16 protein-coding genes are annotated in these 15,865 nt (G+C 72.9%); 5 read left to right on the forward strand and 11 right to left on the reverse strand.

The genetic code is table 11. The features are described 5' to 3' along the window. The first annotated feature begins 159 nt into the window (after positions 1–159). On the forward strand, positions 160–363 hold the full coding sequence (locus FNV62_RS27195; protein WP_010986199.1) for a cold-shock protein: 204 nt from the start codon (positions 160–162) through the stop codon (positions 361–363). A 245-nt stretch (positions 364–608) separates the two neighbouring features. Next, entirely contained in the window at positions 609–887 is a 279-nt protein-coding gene (locus FNV62_RS27200; RefSeq protein ID WP_060898878.1) for an SCO5918 family protein, read from the forward strand. A 72-nt stretch (positions 888–959) separates the two neighbouring features. Here FNV62_RS27200 and FNV62_RS27205 read toward each other — a convergent pair whose 3' ends face one another. The 6 genes from FNV62_RS27205 to modA form a co-directional block, all read right to left on the reverse strand. Then, positions 960–1,832: a hypothetical protein gene (locus FNV62_RS27205; RefSeq protein ID WP_144315679.1), complete on the reverse strand. Its 873-nt coding sequence runs from the start codon at positions 1,830–1,832 to the stop codon at positions 960–962. A gap of 125 nt (positions 1,833–1,957) precedes the next feature. Further along, positions 1,958–2,380: an ATP-binding protein gene (locus tag FNV62_RS27210; RefSeq protein WP_225900388.1), complete on the reverse strand. Its 423-nt coding sequence runs from the start codon at positions 2,378–2,380 to the stop codon at positions 1,958–1,960. A gap of 199 nt (positions 2,381–2,579) precedes the next feature. Continuing rightward, positions 2,580–3,041 (reverse strand): cupin domain-containing protein, encoded by a 462-nt coding sequence (locus FNV62_RS27215; protein ID WP_260691472.1) that lies wholly within the window; start codon positions 3,039–3,041, stop codon positions 2,580–2,582. Positions 3,042–3,279: 238 nt separating this feature from the next. Then, positions 3,280–4,365 carry an ABC transporter ATP-binding protein gene (locus tag FNV62_RS27220; RefSeq protein WP_143627371.1) on the reverse strand — a complete coding sequence of 362 codons (1,086 nt, stop codon included), beginning with the start codon at positions 4,363–4,365 and terminating at the stop codon, positions 3,280–3,282. Then, positions 4,362–5,228 carry a molybdate ABC transporter permease subunit gene (gene modB, locus FNV62_RS27225; protein WP_143627373.1) on the reverse strand — a complete coding sequence of 289 codons (867 nt, stop codon included), beginning with the start codon at positions 5,226–5,228 and terminating at the stop codon, positions 4,362–4,364. Before modB ends, FNV62_RS27220 begins: the two co-directional genes overlap by 4 nt. Then, entirely contained in the window at positions 5,225–6,061 is an 837-nt protein-coding gene (modA, locus tag FNV62_RS27230; RefSeq protein WP_097285519.1) for a molybdate ABC transporter substrate-binding protein, read from the reverse strand. The genes modB and modA overlap by 4 nt, the downstream gene beginning before the upstream one ends. A 175-nt stretch (positions 6,062–6,236) precedes the next feature. Here modA and FNV62_RS27235 point away from each other — a divergent pair, with 175 nt between their 5' ends. From FNV62_RS27235 to FNV62_RS27245, 3 genes are all read left to right on the forward strand, one after another. Beyond that, positions 6,237–6,713: a molybdopterin-dependent oxidoreductase gene (locus tag FNV62_RS27235; protein ID WP_054234138.1), complete on the forward strand. Its 477-nt coding sequence runs from the start codon at positions 6,237–6,239 to the stop codon at positions 6,711–6,713. Between the two features lie 63 nt (positions 6,714–6,776). Continuing rightward, positions 6,777–7,709 (forward strand): LysR family transcriptional regulator, encoded by a 933-nt coding sequence (locus FNV62_RS27240; protein WP_054234137.1) that lies wholly within the window; start codon positions 6,777–6,779, stop codon positions 7,707–7,709. A gap of 133 nt (positions 7,710–7,842) precedes the next feature. Beyond that, on the forward strand, positions 7,843–9,012 hold the full coding sequence (locus FNV62_RS27245; protein ID WP_143627375.1) for an NAD-dependent formate dehydrogenase: 1,170 nt from the start codon (positions 7,843–7,845) through the stop codon (positions 9,010–9,012). 59 nt (positions 9,013–9,071) lie between these two features. Here FNV62_RS27245 and FNV62_RS27250 read toward each other — a convergent pair whose 3' ends face one another. The 5 genes from FNV62_RS27250 to FNV62_RS27270 all read right to left on the reverse strand — a co-directional run bounded on the left by FNV62_RS27250 (position 9,072) and on the right by FNV62_RS27270 (position 15,796). After that, positions 9,072–9,467 carry a TOBE domain-containing protein gene (locus FNV62_RS27250; protein ID WP_054234136.1) on the reverse strand — a complete coding sequence of 132 codons (396 nt, stop codon included), beginning with the start codon at positions 9,465–9,467 and terminating at the stop codon, positions 9,072–9,074. 55 nt (positions 9,468–9,522) lie between these two features. Continuing rightward, positions 9,523–9,942, reverse strand: coding sequence for a hypothetical protein (locus FNV62_RS27255; RefSeq protein ID WP_054234135.1), 420 nt, complete (start codon positions 9,940–9,942; stop codon positions 9,523–9,525). A gap of 358 nt (positions 9,943–10,300) precedes the next feature. Next, positions 10,301–11,008, reverse strand: coding sequence for an RES domain-containing protein (locus FNV62_RS27260; protein WP_097285521.1), 708 nt, complete (start codon positions 11,006–11,008; stop codon positions 10,301–10,303). 241 nt (positions 11,009–11,249) lie between these two features. Next, on the reverse strand, positions 11,250–13,724 hold the full coding sequence (locus tag FNV62_RS27265) for a WD40 repeat domain-containing protein (protein ID WP_144315680.1): 2,475 nt from the start codon (positions 13,722–13,724) through the stop codon (positions 11,250–11,252). Then, positions 13,721–15,796: an ATP-binding protein gene (locus tag FNV62_RS27270; RefSeq protein WP_225900389.1), complete on the reverse strand. Its 2,076-nt coding sequence runs from the start codon at positions 15,794–15,796 to the stop codon at positions 13,721–13,723. Before FNV62_RS27270 ends, FNV62_RS27265 begins: the two co-directional genes overlap by 4 nt. Positions 15,797–15,865: the final 69 nt, after the last annotated feature.

Consider the following 15,865-nt stretch of genomic DNA (forward strand, 5'->3'; position numbering starts at 1 on the left):
TTGCAGTTGTGGTTCCCAAAGTCTTGGAGCGTACTTTCCGGTCCGTACCGGTTCGTCGCTTCTGAATTATCCGGAAGTTTTTCCGGATGGGGCAATCATTGCGGCGACGCGGACCCGCACAGTGTGGGTCCTCGAGCTTTGCCCCGAAGGAGATTTGACATGGCTACTGGCACCGTGAAGTGGTTCAACGCGGAAAAGGGCTTCGGCTTCATCGAGCAGGACGGCGGCGGCGCCGACGTCTTCGCCCACTACTCGAACATCGCCACCCAGGGCTTCCGTGAGCTCCAGGAAGGCCAGAAGGTGACCTTCGACGTCACGCAGGGCCAGAAGGGCCCGCAGGCGGAGAACATCGTCCCCGCCTAGTCCGGGACCTGCTGACGCCTGACTTCTGAGTCGGCCGACGCTTACAGGTGGCCGGGACCTGCACCATGAGGTGCGGGCCCCGGCCACCTGCTTTTTTTCTTCCGTCCGGGTCGGCCCCGGTTCAGCCCCGCCGTTCCCGGTCGTTCCGGATTGAATTTCCGGCGAATTTTCTGGCCGCTGTGCCCACTTTCCGCTCCGCCGTGCCCACCTTCCGGCGCCGTGAAACTTCATCCCGCGGAGACACCATGCGTTGTGTGATCGCCCGTTTCCCCTTCGACCTCATCAAGAGTGAGGTCGAGCACTCGATGGCGGGCCGCGAGCCCGAACCCGTCACCAGCGCGTCCGTGGTCATCGGCCCGCACTCCTACCCCGTCAAGCAGGTCGGGGAGGTCATCACCAAGCAGGACCGCCGTGACTTCACCGAGCTCGAGGTCGCCCGCGCCCTCACCCGTCTGGGCTTCGTCTGCCACCCGGTCGTCACCCCGGCCCGCTCAGCCGTCCCCAGCTGGGCCGAGACCGCGTAACACCCCGTTCGGCCCAGCGGCCCCGGGCCCTTTTCCGGACCGGCCGGACCGGCGCGGCCGAAGAAGGTCTCCTCAGCCCTTCGTCCACGGGGCGCCGGGGACGACCGTCCGCACCCTCGTCGCCACGAAGTCCACCGTCGCGTAGTGGCCCGGCGACATCCGGGCCGTGACACGGCGGAGATTGCCGTCGGCGTCGATCCAGTAGGTGAGAGTGGAGTCGTCGGCGGGGCTCGCGGAGACGCTCGGGGTGGGGCGCGGGCCGGAGAAGACGCCGTAACCGTGGCCGTCCAGACGCTCGTCGCGCAGCCACAACGGACCCGAACGGGCGAGGAGCGCCGCGTCGTCGGGCCGGTCCGCGGCCACGGACACCACCAGGCGCAGCGCTCGGTCCAGGGGCGCCGTGGAGTAGGGGCGGCGGGTCCACTCCTCGCGCTTGAGGGTGCCGGCCCTGCGGACGGCCTGCGCGGCGGTCGTCACGATGTCCGGAGCGGGAGTCCTGGTCGTCGTTCGGCCGGGCTCGGCGCCGGGCGCCGCAGCCGGTGGGCGGGCCACGGCGATGCCCTCCTGGTCCCAGGCGAGCAGGCCCTGCACGGTCCGGGTGTCGTCGACGATCTCGTACGCGCCCACGGCCCGGTGCGCATGGTGGTCGACCACCGCACGCACCGTGATCGTCCCGTCCCCCGTCTCCGCCGCGGGCAGCCGCACCGTCACCTCCGCAGGACTCGCCTCGTACGCGCGGAAGCGGGCCAGTGCCAGGCGCTGGGCCTCGTCCGCCGAGACCGGGTGCGGGGACGTGTCTCCGTTGCCGGGGAGCAGCAGGAGGGCGGTCAGGGCGCCCGCCAGCGCCGTCGTGGCCGCGATCGCAGCCACCCAGATCTTCTTGCGCGGCTCGCGCGGCTTGCCCGGCTCGCGTGGCTCGCCTGGCTTGCGCGGCGGTTGCGGCACGGGGAGCTCGTGAGGCTCGTGAGGAGAGAAGCGCATGCTTGTCTCTACCTGCGGGCGGGCTCTCCACCGGTCGACTCCGCTGGACGGGCCGCTCCGGGTCACTCTCCCGGGTGAGGCGGGCGGGGCTACACCGCCAGGATCGCCCGGACCGTCTTGCCGCCGACGCCGGTGTTGACGACCTCGAAGCGGTGGGCGAGGTGCTGGACCATCGCGAGACCGCGGCCGCTTTCGGCGTCGGTGTCCACCAGGCCGACCCGGGGGCGGCCGGGGCTGTCGTCATGGACCTCGACGGTCACCTCGCCGCCCTGTCCCAGCTGCAACCGCAGGCGGCAGCCCGTACGGCCGTGCCGGACGGCGTTGGCGACGAGCTCCGAAGCGATGAGCGTGGCGTCGTCGACCTGGTCGGCGGTCGGCGCCGCCGTCCGCGGACGCGGACGGGTCAGGAACGCCGAGGTCAACCTGCGGGCCCTGCCTGCCGAAACGGCCGTGCGCGGCAGTGTGTACTCCACGCGGGCGGTCAGTCGGACGGCGCGCTGCTGCGCACGCATGACAACCTCACTTCCCCTCCCAGGACAACCGGTACCCGGCGACCGGACCCCCGCCGGCCGGGACCCGCGCACCTGGTGCGCGGCCGGTCCTGCCCTCGGGTGATGCCCGCCCCTGGCGATCGGCAACCAGGGGCGGAGGTCACAAAGCCGCCAAGGATGTACAGAGTTGCTGGTGGTTCACGGCAGAGTTGCCGGGGGTTCACGGCCCGTTGCCGAGGAGGCGGAAGTCCGCGTAGTCGAAGCCGGGGGCGACCACGCAGCTGACCAGGACCTCTCGGTCGCCGGTCGGGCGGGCGGACTGCCAGACGTGGCCGGGGACCAGGACCTGTGGGCGCTCGCCGCTTTCCAGGGCGGGGCCCAGACGGAGGACCGCCAGCTCCGCGTCCGGGGCTTCGCCGTCGCCGCCGAGGAGCAGGTCGAGGGGGCCGCCGCGGTGCCACAGCCACAGTTCGTCGGAGCGGACCGTGTGCCAGGCGCTGGTCTCCCCGGGGGACAGCAGGAAGTAGATGGCGGTGGCGGCGGCCCGGGGACCCGGGTAGCCGTCGGGGTGGAAGTCCCGCGCGGCCCTCCATGTCTCCACGAACCAGCCGCCCTCGGGATGCCTCCGCATGCCCAGTGCGGCGGCCGTCGCCGGTTTCTCCGGATCGATGCGCGTATTCACTTTCCGTCCTTCCGTTCGAAAGTTCTCCGACCACTCCCATGTCTCACAGGAGTGGTCGGAAAGGGTCCGGGTCGGGGTGCGGGTTCTTGATCTCGGTTCGGGTGCGGCGGTGGTCCACCGGCGCGGCAAACGTACCCGCGTCTGGTCCGCGCGGACGCCGTACCCAAGGAGGAGTGCCCGGGAGGAGCGACCGGGAGGAGTGCCCGGAGGAGTGACCCCTCCCCCTCTTCAGGCTTCGTCAGGCCGGATACGCGTGCGTCTGGGCGGCCTTCACCGTCGCCCAGACCGGCGCCCCGGTGTGCAGGTCGAGTTCGGCCGCGGCGACCGTCGTCAGGTCCGCGGCGAGCGCGAGCTCTCCGGTGAGGTCCGCGCGGATCTGGTCGCCGTGCGTCTCCAGGCCCGCGACCTCGCACCGCCACAGGTTGCGCGCGCTGGAGCCGGTCGGACGGTCGCGGTACAGCGTGACGGCACTGGGCGGGAACGCCACGAAGACGGGCCCGGCCAGGTCCTCGGTCGTGGTGATCGCCGGACCCGTGTCCAGTCGTACGGTGTGGCCCTCGGCCGCGCCCCGGTAGAGGTTCAGGCCGACCAGCTGGGCGATGTAGTCCGTGCGCGGGTGGCGGGCGATGTCCGACGGTGTCCCCTCCTGGACCACCCGGCCGTGTTCGACGACGACCAGCCGGTCGGCGAGCACCATCGCGTCCAGCGGGTCGTGCGTCACGAGTACGGCGACGGCCTCGAAGTCGCTGAGGTGGCGCCGGAGTTGGGAGCGCACATCGAGGCGGGTGCGGGCGTCCAGCGCGGCGAGCGGCTCGTCGAGCAGGAGCAGCCGGGGGTGGGTGGCCAGCGCGCGGGCGAGCGCGACGCGCTGCGCCTGTCCGCCGGACAGCCGGCGCGGCTTGGCGGCCGCGTGCTCGGCCAGCCCCATCCGGTCCAGCCACCGCGCGGCCCGCTCCCGCGCCGCCGCCTTCGGTACGCCCTGGCAGCGCGGCCCGAACGCCACGTTGTCCAGGGCGGACAGGTGCGGGAAGAGCAGATAGTCCTGGAAGACGACGCCGACCGGGCGGCCTTCGGGCGGCGTACGCCCCAGGTCCGCGCCGTCCAGCCGGATCCAGCCGCCGTCGGACAACGGCGTGAGCCCCGCCAGCGCCCGCAGCGCGGTGCTCTTGCCCGCCCCGTTCGGCCCGAGCAGCGCGACGACGTCACCGGGCGCGGCGGCCAGGGCGATGTCGAGACGGAAGGCGTCGCGGTGGACGACCAGGTGGGCGTCGAGGCCCTTGTCGCAGGCGGAGGACTTGCCCGGGGGAAGCGTCGGGTCCGTCATGACGGCGCCGCCGTCCAGCGGTCCCTGAGGCCCGCCAGGACCGCGATCGACACCGCCAGCAGGACCAGGCTCAGGGCGATCGCGGCGGCCGGGTCGTTCTGGAGGGCCAGGTAGACGGCGAGCGGCATGGTCTGGGTGCGCCCGGGGAAGTTGCCGGCGAAGGTGATCGTCGCCCCGAACTCGCCGAGGGCCCGCGCCCACGCCAGTACGGCGCCGGCGGCGATCCCGGGCGCGATCAACGGCAGGGTGACCCGGCGGAACGCGGTGAACCGGGAGGCGCCGAGCGTCGCGGCGGCCTCCTCGTAGCGCGGATCGGCCGCGCTGAGCGTGCCCTCCACGCTGATGACCAGGAACGGCATCGCCACGAACGCCTCCGCGACCACGACGCCCGCCGTGGTGAACGGCAGCGTGATCCCGAACCACGAGTCCAGCCACTGCCCGACGACGCCGTTGCGCCCGAGCGCCAGCAGCAGCGCCACACCGCCCACCACCGGAGGCAGCACGAGCGGCAGCGTCACCAGGGCCCGTACGAAGCCCCGGCCGGGGAAGTCCGTACGGGCGAGGAGCCAGGCCAGCGGCACGCCCAGCACCAGGCTCACCCCGGTCGCCGCCGTGGCGCAGACCAGGGACAGCTGGAGCGCCTGCCAGACCGCCGTACTGGTCAGCTGGTTCGGGAGGTCCCGCCAGGGGGCTCGTAGGAGCAGGGCGAGCAGGGGGAGCAGGAGGAAGGCCAGGCCGACCAGGGCGGGGAGGAGGAGGGGGAGCGGGACCCCGGTCGGTCGGCCGGCCGTCCGGACGCGCCGGCGCCGCGGCCCACCGGTGAGGGTGTCGGCCGCGGCGTCGGAGGCGTCCAGCTCGGTCACGGCTGCAGGAACCCCGCGGCGGTGAGCACCTTCTGGCCCTCGGCGGACTGCACGAGCGCGATGAACGCCTTCGCCGCCTCCGCGTTGGGCGCGTCCTTGAGCAGGGCGATCGGGTATGCGTTGATGGCCTTGGCCGACTCGGGGAACTCCACGCCCTCCACCTTGTCACCCGCCGCCTTCACGTCGGTCTTGTAGACGACGGCGGCGTCGGCCTCCTTCAGCTCCACCTTCGTCAGGGCGCTCTTGACGTCCTGTTCGTAGGAGACCGGGGTGAGCTTCAGCTTGCTCGCGTCCAGCGCCTTCTGCGCGGCGGCGCCGCACGGCACCGTCTTGTCGCAGAGTACGACCTTGAGGCCGGACTTCGTGAGGTCCTTCAGGGAGGCGACCTTGTCGGGGTTGCCGGGCAGGGTCGCGATCTCCAACTGGTTGCGCACGAAGGTCGCGGGCGTGGTCGCGGCGTCCTTCTTGTCCGTCACGATCGCCATCGTCTTGGGGCTGGCGGCGGCGAACACGTCGGCCGGGGCGCCCCCGGTGATGCTGGCGGCGAGCGTGTCGCTGCCGCCGAAGTTGAAGGTGACCTTCGTGCCCGGGTTGGCCTTCTCGAACTCCTTGCCCAGGGTCGTGAAGCTCTCCTTGAGCGAGGCGGCGGCGAACACGGTCACCGTGCCGGAGAGCTTCGGCGACGAGGAGGCCGAGGTGTCCGACTTCGGGGAGGAGTCGGAGGAGGAGCCGGAGTCGGAGGACGAGCAGGCGCTCAGGGCCAGCAGCGCGGCGGCACCGACGCCGGCCACGCGCAGAGTGCGGGTGCGGGTCCGGCGCGTGGATCGGGTCATCACGGGTCTACTCCCTCGGAAGCCTCAGGCATGCTTACGCCGATCATACTTCCGCAGATGCAAGCCGGAAGTCTCCTGTCACATCGCATGAGCTGCACGATCGTTGCCTGGGTGTACGCATGTGCGTTTGTACGGGACCGCCTCCTGGGTACGGACAATCGGGAGGTGGTGCCCAGTGGGGCAGTCCCCGACTCAGTCGCCCGCTCACTCGCTCGCGTCGGTCGCCCTGACCGGAGACCTCGCCCGCCCCGTCCGGCTGACCGTGCCCGACCTGTTGGCCTGGCCCCAGCACCGGGCCCGGGTCAGCTTCGAGTGCGCCACCAGCGGCGTACAGCACCACCGCTTCGAAGGGCCCCTGCTGCACGACGTCCTGCACGACGCCGGACCGGGCTTCGACCCCGCCCGCCGCAAGGACCGGCTGCGCTTCCTCATCGCGGTGGCCGGGGCGGACGGCCATCACGCGCTCCTCACCTGGGCCGAGATCGACCCGGACTTCGGGCACGCCCCGGTCCTCCTCGCGGTCGGCATCGACGACACCCCGTTGGACCGGGCGGGCCCCCAGCTCGTGCTGCCCCAGGACCGCTGCGGCGCCCGGCACATCAGCGGCATCAACGCGATCCGTGTGGACGGGCGCTACCCGTCGTGGACGTAGACGGGCAGGGCATGGACGCCACGCACCCGCGTCTGCGAGCCTGACCCGCCGGGGAGGTCGTGGATGCTGCTGCGCCAGCTGGAGTACCTGGTCGCGCTGGCCAGGGAGCGGCACTTCGCCCGCGCGGCGGCCGCCTGCTTCGTCTCGCAGCCCTCGTTGTCCGCCGCGATCCGCCGTCTCGAACATGAGCTGGACGTGCCGATCGTGCGCCGGGGCAGACGGTACGAGGGGCTGACCCCGGAGGGGGAGGTGGTCCTCGCCTGGGCGCACCGCATCCTCGCCGAACGCGACGCCCTGCACCAGGAGTTGTCGGCGCTGCGCGGCGGCCTGACCGGCACCCTGCGCCTGGGCATCGTCCCCACCGCGCTGCCCGCCGCCTCCCTCCTCACCACCCCGTTCTGCGAACGCCACCCGGGGGCCCGCGTCGGCCTGGAGTCCCTGTCGTCGGCCGAGATCACCCAGGGGCTCGCCGAGTTCGAGCTCGACGCGGCGATGACGTATCTCGACGACGAAGAGCTCCGTCACGTACGCCGCTTCCCGCTGTACGAGGAGCGGTATGTGCTCCTCACCCCGGTGGCCGGTCCGCTCGGCGCGGCGACGACCGCCCGCTGGGCGCACGCGGCCGCCCTGCCCCTGTGCCTGCTGAGTCCCCGGATGCGCAACCGGCGGATCATCGACGAGTGCTTCGCGGCGGACGGCGCGAAGGCGACCCCGGCGATCGAGTCGGACAGTGTCGCCGGCCTGTACGCGCATCTGCCCAGTGGCCGCTGGTCCAGCGTGATCTCCCATGCCTGGCTGCACATGTTCGGGGTGCCGGAGGGGATGCGGGTGGTTCCGTTGGAGGGGCCCGCGCACGGGCCGAGGGTGGGGCTCGTCATGGCGCGGGACGATCCTCCGTCCGTCCTCGCGGAGGCCCTGCTGACGGTGGCGCGGGAGGCGCGGGTCAGGGACGCGCTGGACGCGCTGCTCCACACCTATCTGGGCGGGCGTGGTTGAGGGCGAGTTGATAGCCGCCGTCTATCCGGGCATAGCGAGGTTCGCTTTGACCAGCGCGATCGGCTCCGAGGATCGTGACAGCACCGTCCGTTCAACGGAGCTCGCGATCAACGGAGTTGAGGAGAGCCGCGTCATGGCCAAGGTGCTCTGCGTGCTGTACGACGACCCGACCGACGGATACCCCACGACGTACGCCCGGGACGATCTCCCCGTCATCGACCACTATCCCGGTGGCCGGACCACGCCGACCCCGAAGGCGACCGACTTCACCCCCGGCCACCTCCTCGGCAGCGTGAGCGGCGAACTCGGTCTGCGCCGCTTCCTGGAGGAGCGCGGGCACACCCTGGTCGTCACCTCCGACAAGGAGGTGCGCGGCGGCGCCGGCTCGGTCTTCGACCGGGAGCTGCCGGACGCGGACGTCGTCATCTCGCAGCCGTTCTGGCCCGCCTATCTGACCCCCGAGCGGATCGCCGCCGCGAAGAACCTGAAGCTGGCGATCACGGCGGGCATCGGCTCCGACCACGTCGACCTCGACGCGGCCATCGCGCACGGAGTCACGGTCGCCGAGGTGACGTACTGCAACAGCATCAGCGTCGCCGAACACGTGGTGATGATGACGCTCTCCCTCGTCCGCAACTACCTCCCCTCCCACCAGGTCGTCCTGGACGGCGGCTGGAACATCGCGGACTGCGTGGCCCGTTCGTACGACCTGGAGGGCATGCACGTCGGCACGGTCGCCGCCGGACGCATCGGCCTCGCGGTGCTGCGCCGCCTCGCGCCCTTCGACGTGAAGCTGCACTACACGGACCGGCACCGGCTGCCGGCGGAGGTGGAGCGGGAGCTCGGGCTGACCTTCCACGCCACGGCCGCCGAGATGGCGCCGCACTGCGACGTCGTCACCATCAACGCGCCGCTGCATCCGGAGACGGAGGGCCTGTTCGGCGACGAGCTGCTCGCCACGATGAAGCGCGGCGCCTATCTGATCAACACGGCGCGGGCCCGGATCGTCGACCGGGACGCCGTCGAACGGGCCCTGCGCGGGGGGCAGTTGGCGGGGTACGCGGGTGACGTCTGGTATCCGCAGCCCGCACCGGCCGACCACCCCTGGCGCACCATGCCGCACCACGGCATGACCCCGCACATCTCGGGTTCGTCGCTGTCCGCGCAGGCCCGTTACGCGGCGGGCACGCGGGAGATCCTGGAGTCCTGGCTCGACGGGATCCCGATCCGGGACGAGTACCTGATCGTCGACGGGGGTGCGCTGGCGGGGACGGGGGCGCACTCGTACTCCGTCACCCGATGAGCGGGTAGACCGACGGCCGTCGAGGCCGCCCCCGACGGGCCTGATGCGAAAGACAGGCTCTAGACGCGGTCGATGTGCACGTTCGTCGACTTCACGCGGGCGGTGGCCTCCATGCCGACCTCGAGGCCGAGTTCCTCCACGGCCTCCCGAGTCAGCAGGGAGACCAGCCGGTGGGGTCCGGCCTGGATCTCCACCTGGGCCGCCACGTCGCCGAGCTTCACGGCGGTGACGATGCCCGGGAACGCGTTGCGCACGGAGGTGTAGGAGGCGTCCTCCTCACCGCTGCCGCCCTTGGCGAGCTCGACGGAGAACGCGGCCAGATCCCGCCCGTCGATCAGCCGCCGCCCGCCCTCGTCCCGGTGCGTCGCCATCCGCCCGGCGTCCGCCCACCGACGTGCGGTGTCCGGGCTCACGCCGAGCAGCCGGGCCGCCTGACCGATGGTGTAGGACTGCATGCGCGCCAAGATAGGCGCGAGATCCTTGCATATGCAAGCAAGCCCATGGGGCGCGTCAGAGATCGCCCTTGACGTACGAGCGGGCCGCCGCCATGACGTCCTTGTGCCGATCCTCGGCGATGGCCTGCAGCGGTGAGTCGTCCTCCAGCTGCGGATTCATGCCGATCATCCAGGCGCGTGCCGTGTGGCAGTTCTCCTGGAGCTCGATGATCTGGAACACCTGGTAGGCCGCCCGCAGGCGCAGCTCGGAGTCGATTCTCGGGCTGTTCTGGGCGCTGGACCACTTGCCGACCTGCTTCGGGTCCTCGATACCGGCGATGAACGCGGTGAGTTTCTGCCCGAAGTTGTCCTGGAGGAAGCGCGCTATGTCGGCGATCGACTTCTGGACCGTGTTGGCGTGCGCGGTGGTCTCGGTGACCGTGTCGGTGACGCTCGTGGTGACCGTCTTGACCGCGGACTCTCGCAGTGGCTGCATGATTCCTCGCTTCCTGGCGGTCATGAAACGGGTAAGACGCGGGATGGCGCGAGGGGTGACAGACGGGGTGTCAACATGGCGTCTCCTCAGTTGTGTTGAGGGAAGTCTACCCGTGCGAGGGTCTCTCACTCCACCGTTTTCCCCCCTTCAATCCCCTGTGAAATCCAACCTCGAAAGTGGTGTGAGGGGTCTGACCAGGGGTTTTATCCGGCGCCGTAGATGGGTACGGGACGGAGCACCGCCCGATCGGGCGACGCGGGTGCGGCCGAACGCCCGGGGGACGGGCGCCGTTCGGCGGACCCGAAGGCCCCCGTCCAGGAGATCCACGGGCCCCGATCAGGAGATCTGCGTGCCCCGTTCAGAAGACCCGCAGGCCGTACTCCGCCGCGACCGCGCGCAGTTCGGGGGACTCCGGCTGGATGGGGCGCCGCTCGGCCTCGACGAGATCGACGTCGTGGAAGATGGCCCAGCAGGTGCGCCCGCCGTATCCGGAGCGGTAGGCGATGCCCTGGGCCAGCCGGTGGCCCGCGTCGTTGCGCTGGGCGACCGTCCAGGCCGCGATCTGCCGGGCGAGCCTGCGGTCGCGCCCGTGGATGTGCGGGTCGGTGAGCGGGGGCTCGATGTCCCACGCCGCCAGCTCGCCCCGGAGTTCGCGCGCGAGGACGGCCCGGGTGGCCTCGGCGTCGACGTCGAGGAACTGGGCGTCCTTCGCGGGTTCGAGCCGGACCAGGATGTGGTCCTCGCGCCAGCCCGAGGCCAGGTGGCCGAGCCTCATGTGGCTGGGCCGCTCGTCCCACTCGTGGCCGATGAGCCCGCGCAGCTTGGGGTGGACGCGGAAGGGCGCGAGCGCCTCGGCGTAACAGCCGGCCGGATCGCTGGCGCAGTACAGCGTTCCGTAGGTGGCGAGGCTGAAGCGGCCCGCGCTGGAGCCCTGGCTGGTCTCGGGTTCGAGCCGGTTGTACTCCTTGGGGTGGTCCCTCTTGCCCAGCCGCCACACTCCGCGTTCCGGTGCGGGGACGAGGGACGGTAAGTGGGCTGTGGTCACCGCCGAAGGGCTGTTGTTCATCCTGGTCCTCGTTGCTGAGCCGATGGTCTGCGGCCGCTGCCGCACTGCCGGGGCGCCGCCCGGCGGGCCGAGGCCGTACGTCTCCCTCGCCCGCATGTTCCGCCGGTACATGCGGGCGATCATTCTCCCGTAGCGCGCGCCCCGGGATGCCCGCTTCCACGCCGTGGCGGGGGCGCGAGAGGGGGGCGCTGGGGCACACGGGAGGCGCACGCCCACATGCGGCGGCCCGGCGGGCGCCGGATCAGCGCCCCTCCATTCGGATGCCGAACACACATACGCCAGCGACTCCGGCCGCGAGGAGGACGGGGTGCTCGGGGTGCGGGCCGCCCGGCTGCCGGGCGTCGAGCGCGTCGAGGGCCCCGAGCGGGCTGCCCGTCACGATCCGCAGCAGGTGCGAGCCGGTGTCGGTGTCCCACAGGTGGATGGTTCCGCCGGGGCCCGTCGCCGCGAGGCAGGGGCGGCCGGTCGCGGTCCGGAAGAACGCCAGCGCGGCCACCGGCCCGTCGCCGATGTCCAGCCGCCGCCCGACCGGCCGCCCGGTGCCGGGATCCCAGAGCCGGATCGTGCCGTCCTCCCCGCCGGACGCGACGAGTTCGGCACCGTCCGGCTCGTCGACGGGCACGGCGGCGACGGCGTTGACGACCCGCTGCTCGCAGTGGAGCGGCGCCCCCGCGGGCCGCAGCGTGACCGGATCCCAGAGCCGTACGGTCCCGTCGGTGCCCGCCGAGGCGATCCGCGGACCCCGTGCCGTGTCGAGCACGGCGACGTCCCGGACGCTGAGCAGATGGTCCTCCCGGCAGGCCAGCGCACACACCCGGTCGAGGTCCCACAGGCGTACGGTGCCGTCCTCGCCCCCGGTGACCAGCAGGGTCCGCCCCTCGTACGGGAAGGCGGCCATCGACCGCACCGGGAGGCTGTGGCCGAGGAGTCCGGCCAGCCGCGCGGGGGCGGCGTGGGCACCCCGTTCCAGGGACCACAGCTGGATTCCGGCGTCGCGGTGCGCGGTCACCAGCAGGGGTTCGCCCCGGACGCGCGCCGAGGCGAAGGCGGTCACCGGGGCGTGGCCCGCCGGGAGGGCGACCGGGCGACCGGTCCCGGTGTCCCAGAGCGCCGTACCGGACTCGTCGGCCACGGCGATCAGCGGCGCCCCGGCGGTGGACCCGGGACCGGACAGCGCCGCCGTGGTGACGGGCCGCCGGACCGCGCGCCCGGCGCCGCCGCCCCCGCCGCCCGGTTTCCAGCGCCGCAGGGTGTGGTCCGCGCCGGCCGAGACGAGAAGCTCCTGCCCGGCCGGGACGAGAAGCTCCTGCCCGGCCGGGGCGGGGAGTTCCCGCGAGGTGGCCTGCGAGGTGCCCGGCAGGGTGGTCAGAGCCACGGGTGGAGCGGTGTGCCCTTCCAGGGGGCCGCCGATCGCCGCGCCCGTCCGCGCGTCCCAGACCCGCAGGGTGTGGTCGCTGCCCCCGGACGCCACCGCCGCCCGGCCCGCCACGGTCAGGGCGGTCAGCGCGACGACGGGCCCCGCGGGCGGAGCGGGCGCGACGGGCGTCTCCCGGCCCGTCGAGGCGTCCCGGAAACCGATGTACCCCGAGTCGTCGCAGAGCGCGTACCGCCCCGGGGCCGCGAGGTCCACCAGGGCCCGCACCGCCCCCTCGTGCTGGTGCTCGTACGTGTACCCGTCGGGCCGCCGCGGATCCCAGACGCGCACCCGCCGGCCCTGGGCCACGGCCAGCGCCATCCCCTCCGCCCCGCCCAGACCGACCCCGCTCAGCAGGGCCGGCGCGGGATCGAGGGAGGGCAGCGGGGTGTCGACGGGCCGGAAGGTGACGGGATCCAGCGCGCCGAGACGGCCGTCGCTGTGGGCGACGAGGACGACCTCCGGGGCGTCCTTCGCCGCGAACAGCGTGAGAGCGCTGACCCAGGTGCCGGGGCGGTGGACGGGTTCGGCGAGCAGCTGGCCCCGGGTGAGGTGCCAGACGCGCACCGAACCGTCGGTGCCCGCGGAGAGCAGCAGATCGCCCGGGAGCGGCAGCAGATGCTGGACCGCGCCGCCGTACGTGTGCAGCGGCGCCATCGCCGGTACGCCGTGCGGCTCCCACATGCGGATCGTGCCGTGGTCGTCGCCGCTGACCAGCAGGGAGCGGCCGTCGGTGGTCGTGGTGCGGGTCAGCGATTCGAGGCGGGTCTCGGAGACCGCCAGTACGTTGTCCCGCGCCGTCCAGTCGCTCCACAGCGGGGTGACGCGCGAACCGGACACCCGCGCGGCGGACGTGTCGAGCGGGGTGCGGGGGCGGGTCGCCGCGTGATGGGCCAGGTGCAGACTCGTCAGCCGGGAGTCCGGACCGGCGCCGCCGATGAAGGGCTCGATGCGGGCCCACGCCTCCAGCCACTCCTGCCGTCGCACGGCGCTCACCGCGTCGCTCTGCCGCAGCAGTGTGCGCACGTTCGCGCTGGACTCCCAGGGCAGTACGGCGAGCGGTACATGGGCGTCGTCGAGGACCTCGCCCCGAGCCGCGTGATGGGCCAGGTGGCGGCTGAGATACGGGTGCGGCGGGATCGTCGGGTCCGCGGCGACGAGCCGGGCCAGCGCCTCGGCGATGAGCCGGTGCGCGTCCCTGGTGTCGGCCCACGCCTTCGCGTCGTCGGCCCACGTCCTCGAGTCGCCCGTGTCGGGGCGGCCCGGACGGGGCGCGCGGAACGGGCTGTCCGCGTCGCTCATACGGCGTCGCCCCCGACGCCGGCCAGCAGGTCCTGGCGGGGATCCCGCAGGAGCTCGGCCAGGGCTTCGTGGGCCGGCCGGTACACCAGCCGGTCGTCCTCGTCGTCGTGGGCCAGGTATCCGGCGAGCCTGCTCTTCAGCAGGTTCTCGATCATCCGGTCCGGCTCCTCGACCGGCCGTCCGAGCAGCGCCCCGGCGACGGCAGGCCACACGTCCGACCAGGGGATGCCCGCGCCCAGCGCGAACGCGGCGGCCCGCAGCAGCGCGAGGGCGACCTCCGCGGGCAGCCCCTCGTCCTCGACGAGCGCCAGATCGCGCCGGAGCAGACCGATGGTGCCCGCCTGCAACAGGTCGAGCCAGTCGGGGTTGCCCGCCAGCGCGTCGGGGTCGGACGCGTGGTGCAGCTGCTCGCCGGCCAGCCGGGCGTCCAGGAAGGACGGCCAGACCCGCTTGGCGACGGTCTCGGCCGCCTGCCGGGTGCTGTCGCCGCCGGGCGTCTCGGCGCCGACCAGCGCCTGGACGTAGTCGGCGATGTCGCTCTCGCTGTCCGTCTCGTCGGTACGCAGCACGGACGCCGTGGGAAAGACCTCCCGGAGCGCGCCGAGCAGCCCCGCCGCCCGCCCCGCGGGGCCGGGAGGGGCGGCGCGGTCCGCACGGGGACGGCTGCTGCGTACGCCGATCAGCAGCCGCAGGGACCGCTGCCGCTCCGGGCGGCGCTGGCCGGGCAGGGCGGGGGCGGCGCCGCAGTGGGCGGTGAGCGGGGCGAGGACGTCCCTGACCACGCGGAAGGGTTCGACGGACTCGTCCAGCCCGTCGAGGACGAGCGTGACCGGATCGCCCGGCTCGTCCAGATGGGCCAGCAGCTGGGCGCGGCGCAGTTCCACCGGGTCGTCGGTCGGCCCGGCCGGGCGCGGGGGCAGTTCCAGGGCGCGCAGCAGGTCGCCGAGCACGTCGGAGGCGGTGCGGTGGCGGGCCAGTACGGCGGCGGTGACGGAGCCCTCGGGCGGGACGGTCTCGGGCGCGGCCGAGCGCAGCGCGCGGCCGTGGCGCGGGTCGTCGCGGAACAGCGGGTCGCTGAGCGTCACGGCCCGCGCCAGCACGGCCGACTTGCCGCTGCCGGCGGTTCCGGTCAGCAGCAGGACACCGCGAGGACGGCCGAGGAACGCGGTGACGGCGCGGCCCAGTCCCTCGCGACCGCTGAAGTACCAGCCGGGGTCGGTCTCCTGGGGGCGGCCGCTCGCGCGGTCGAGCCAGTGGTCGACCTCGTCGGCCGGGGTGGCGACCTGGCGGCGCGCGGGCCCCACCAGTTCCCTTACGGGCCGGTAGCCGGGGTTCGGCAGACAGGGCGTCAGGGCCGTCTGGCCGCCGCCGTCCAGGACCCGCTTGAGCCGGTGCTTGCGCCGCTCGGTGTCGGTGCCGAGTTCGCTCTCGAACTCCGTCATCAGGTGGGCGACGCTCAGCCAGGGCGTGGTGATCTGGGCGGTGGTGCGCAGCCGCTCCAGCACACGGCGCATCACCGAGGGGAACTGCCGTACCTGGACCAGCTGGTCGTGGGCGCAGGTGGCGACGACGTCCAGGCTGCCGCCGGTGCGCCGGCTCGGCAGGATCTCCTGGTGCAGCTTCTCCAGCTCCTCGGCGATCCCGGCCGCGTAGCACGTGTTGATGACGACCAGTACGTGTTCGGCGCGGGAGTCGAGGGCGGCGGCGACGATCTCGCTGGTGCGGATGGCCGTGGCCAGCTGGCGCCGGGGTTCGGTCCTCGGCAGCTGGAGGAAGTGGGTGCGGGAGGCGCCCAGTTGGCCGTGTCCCGTGATGAAGACCACCAGGGCGCGGCCGGGCGTCTCGCGAACCTCGCTCTCGTGCAGGAAGCGCTCCACGTCGTAGCGCTCGCGCAGCTCCGGCGCGGGGACGTGGGTGAAGGGCTCCGGTGCCCCCGGAGCGCACCACCAGTCGGCCACGACGGAGAGCTGTTCGTCGATGCCGGCGGTGAACTCCGCGTCCCCGTCGCCGTAGTCACGGACGGCGACGGTCAACAGAGTGCGCCGCGCGGAGTCCTCCTCCACGGTGCCCACCGACGCACGGCCCGCCGTGGCCCTCCCCGTATCGCCGGCGTCCCCCGGCTCCCCGATCCTGACAAGCCC

The organism is Streptomyces sp. RLB3-17 (genome assembly GCF_007113425.2).
GTDB lineage: Bacteria > Actinomycetota > Actinomycetes > Streptomycetales > Streptomycetaceae > Streptomyces > Streptomyces mirabilis_D.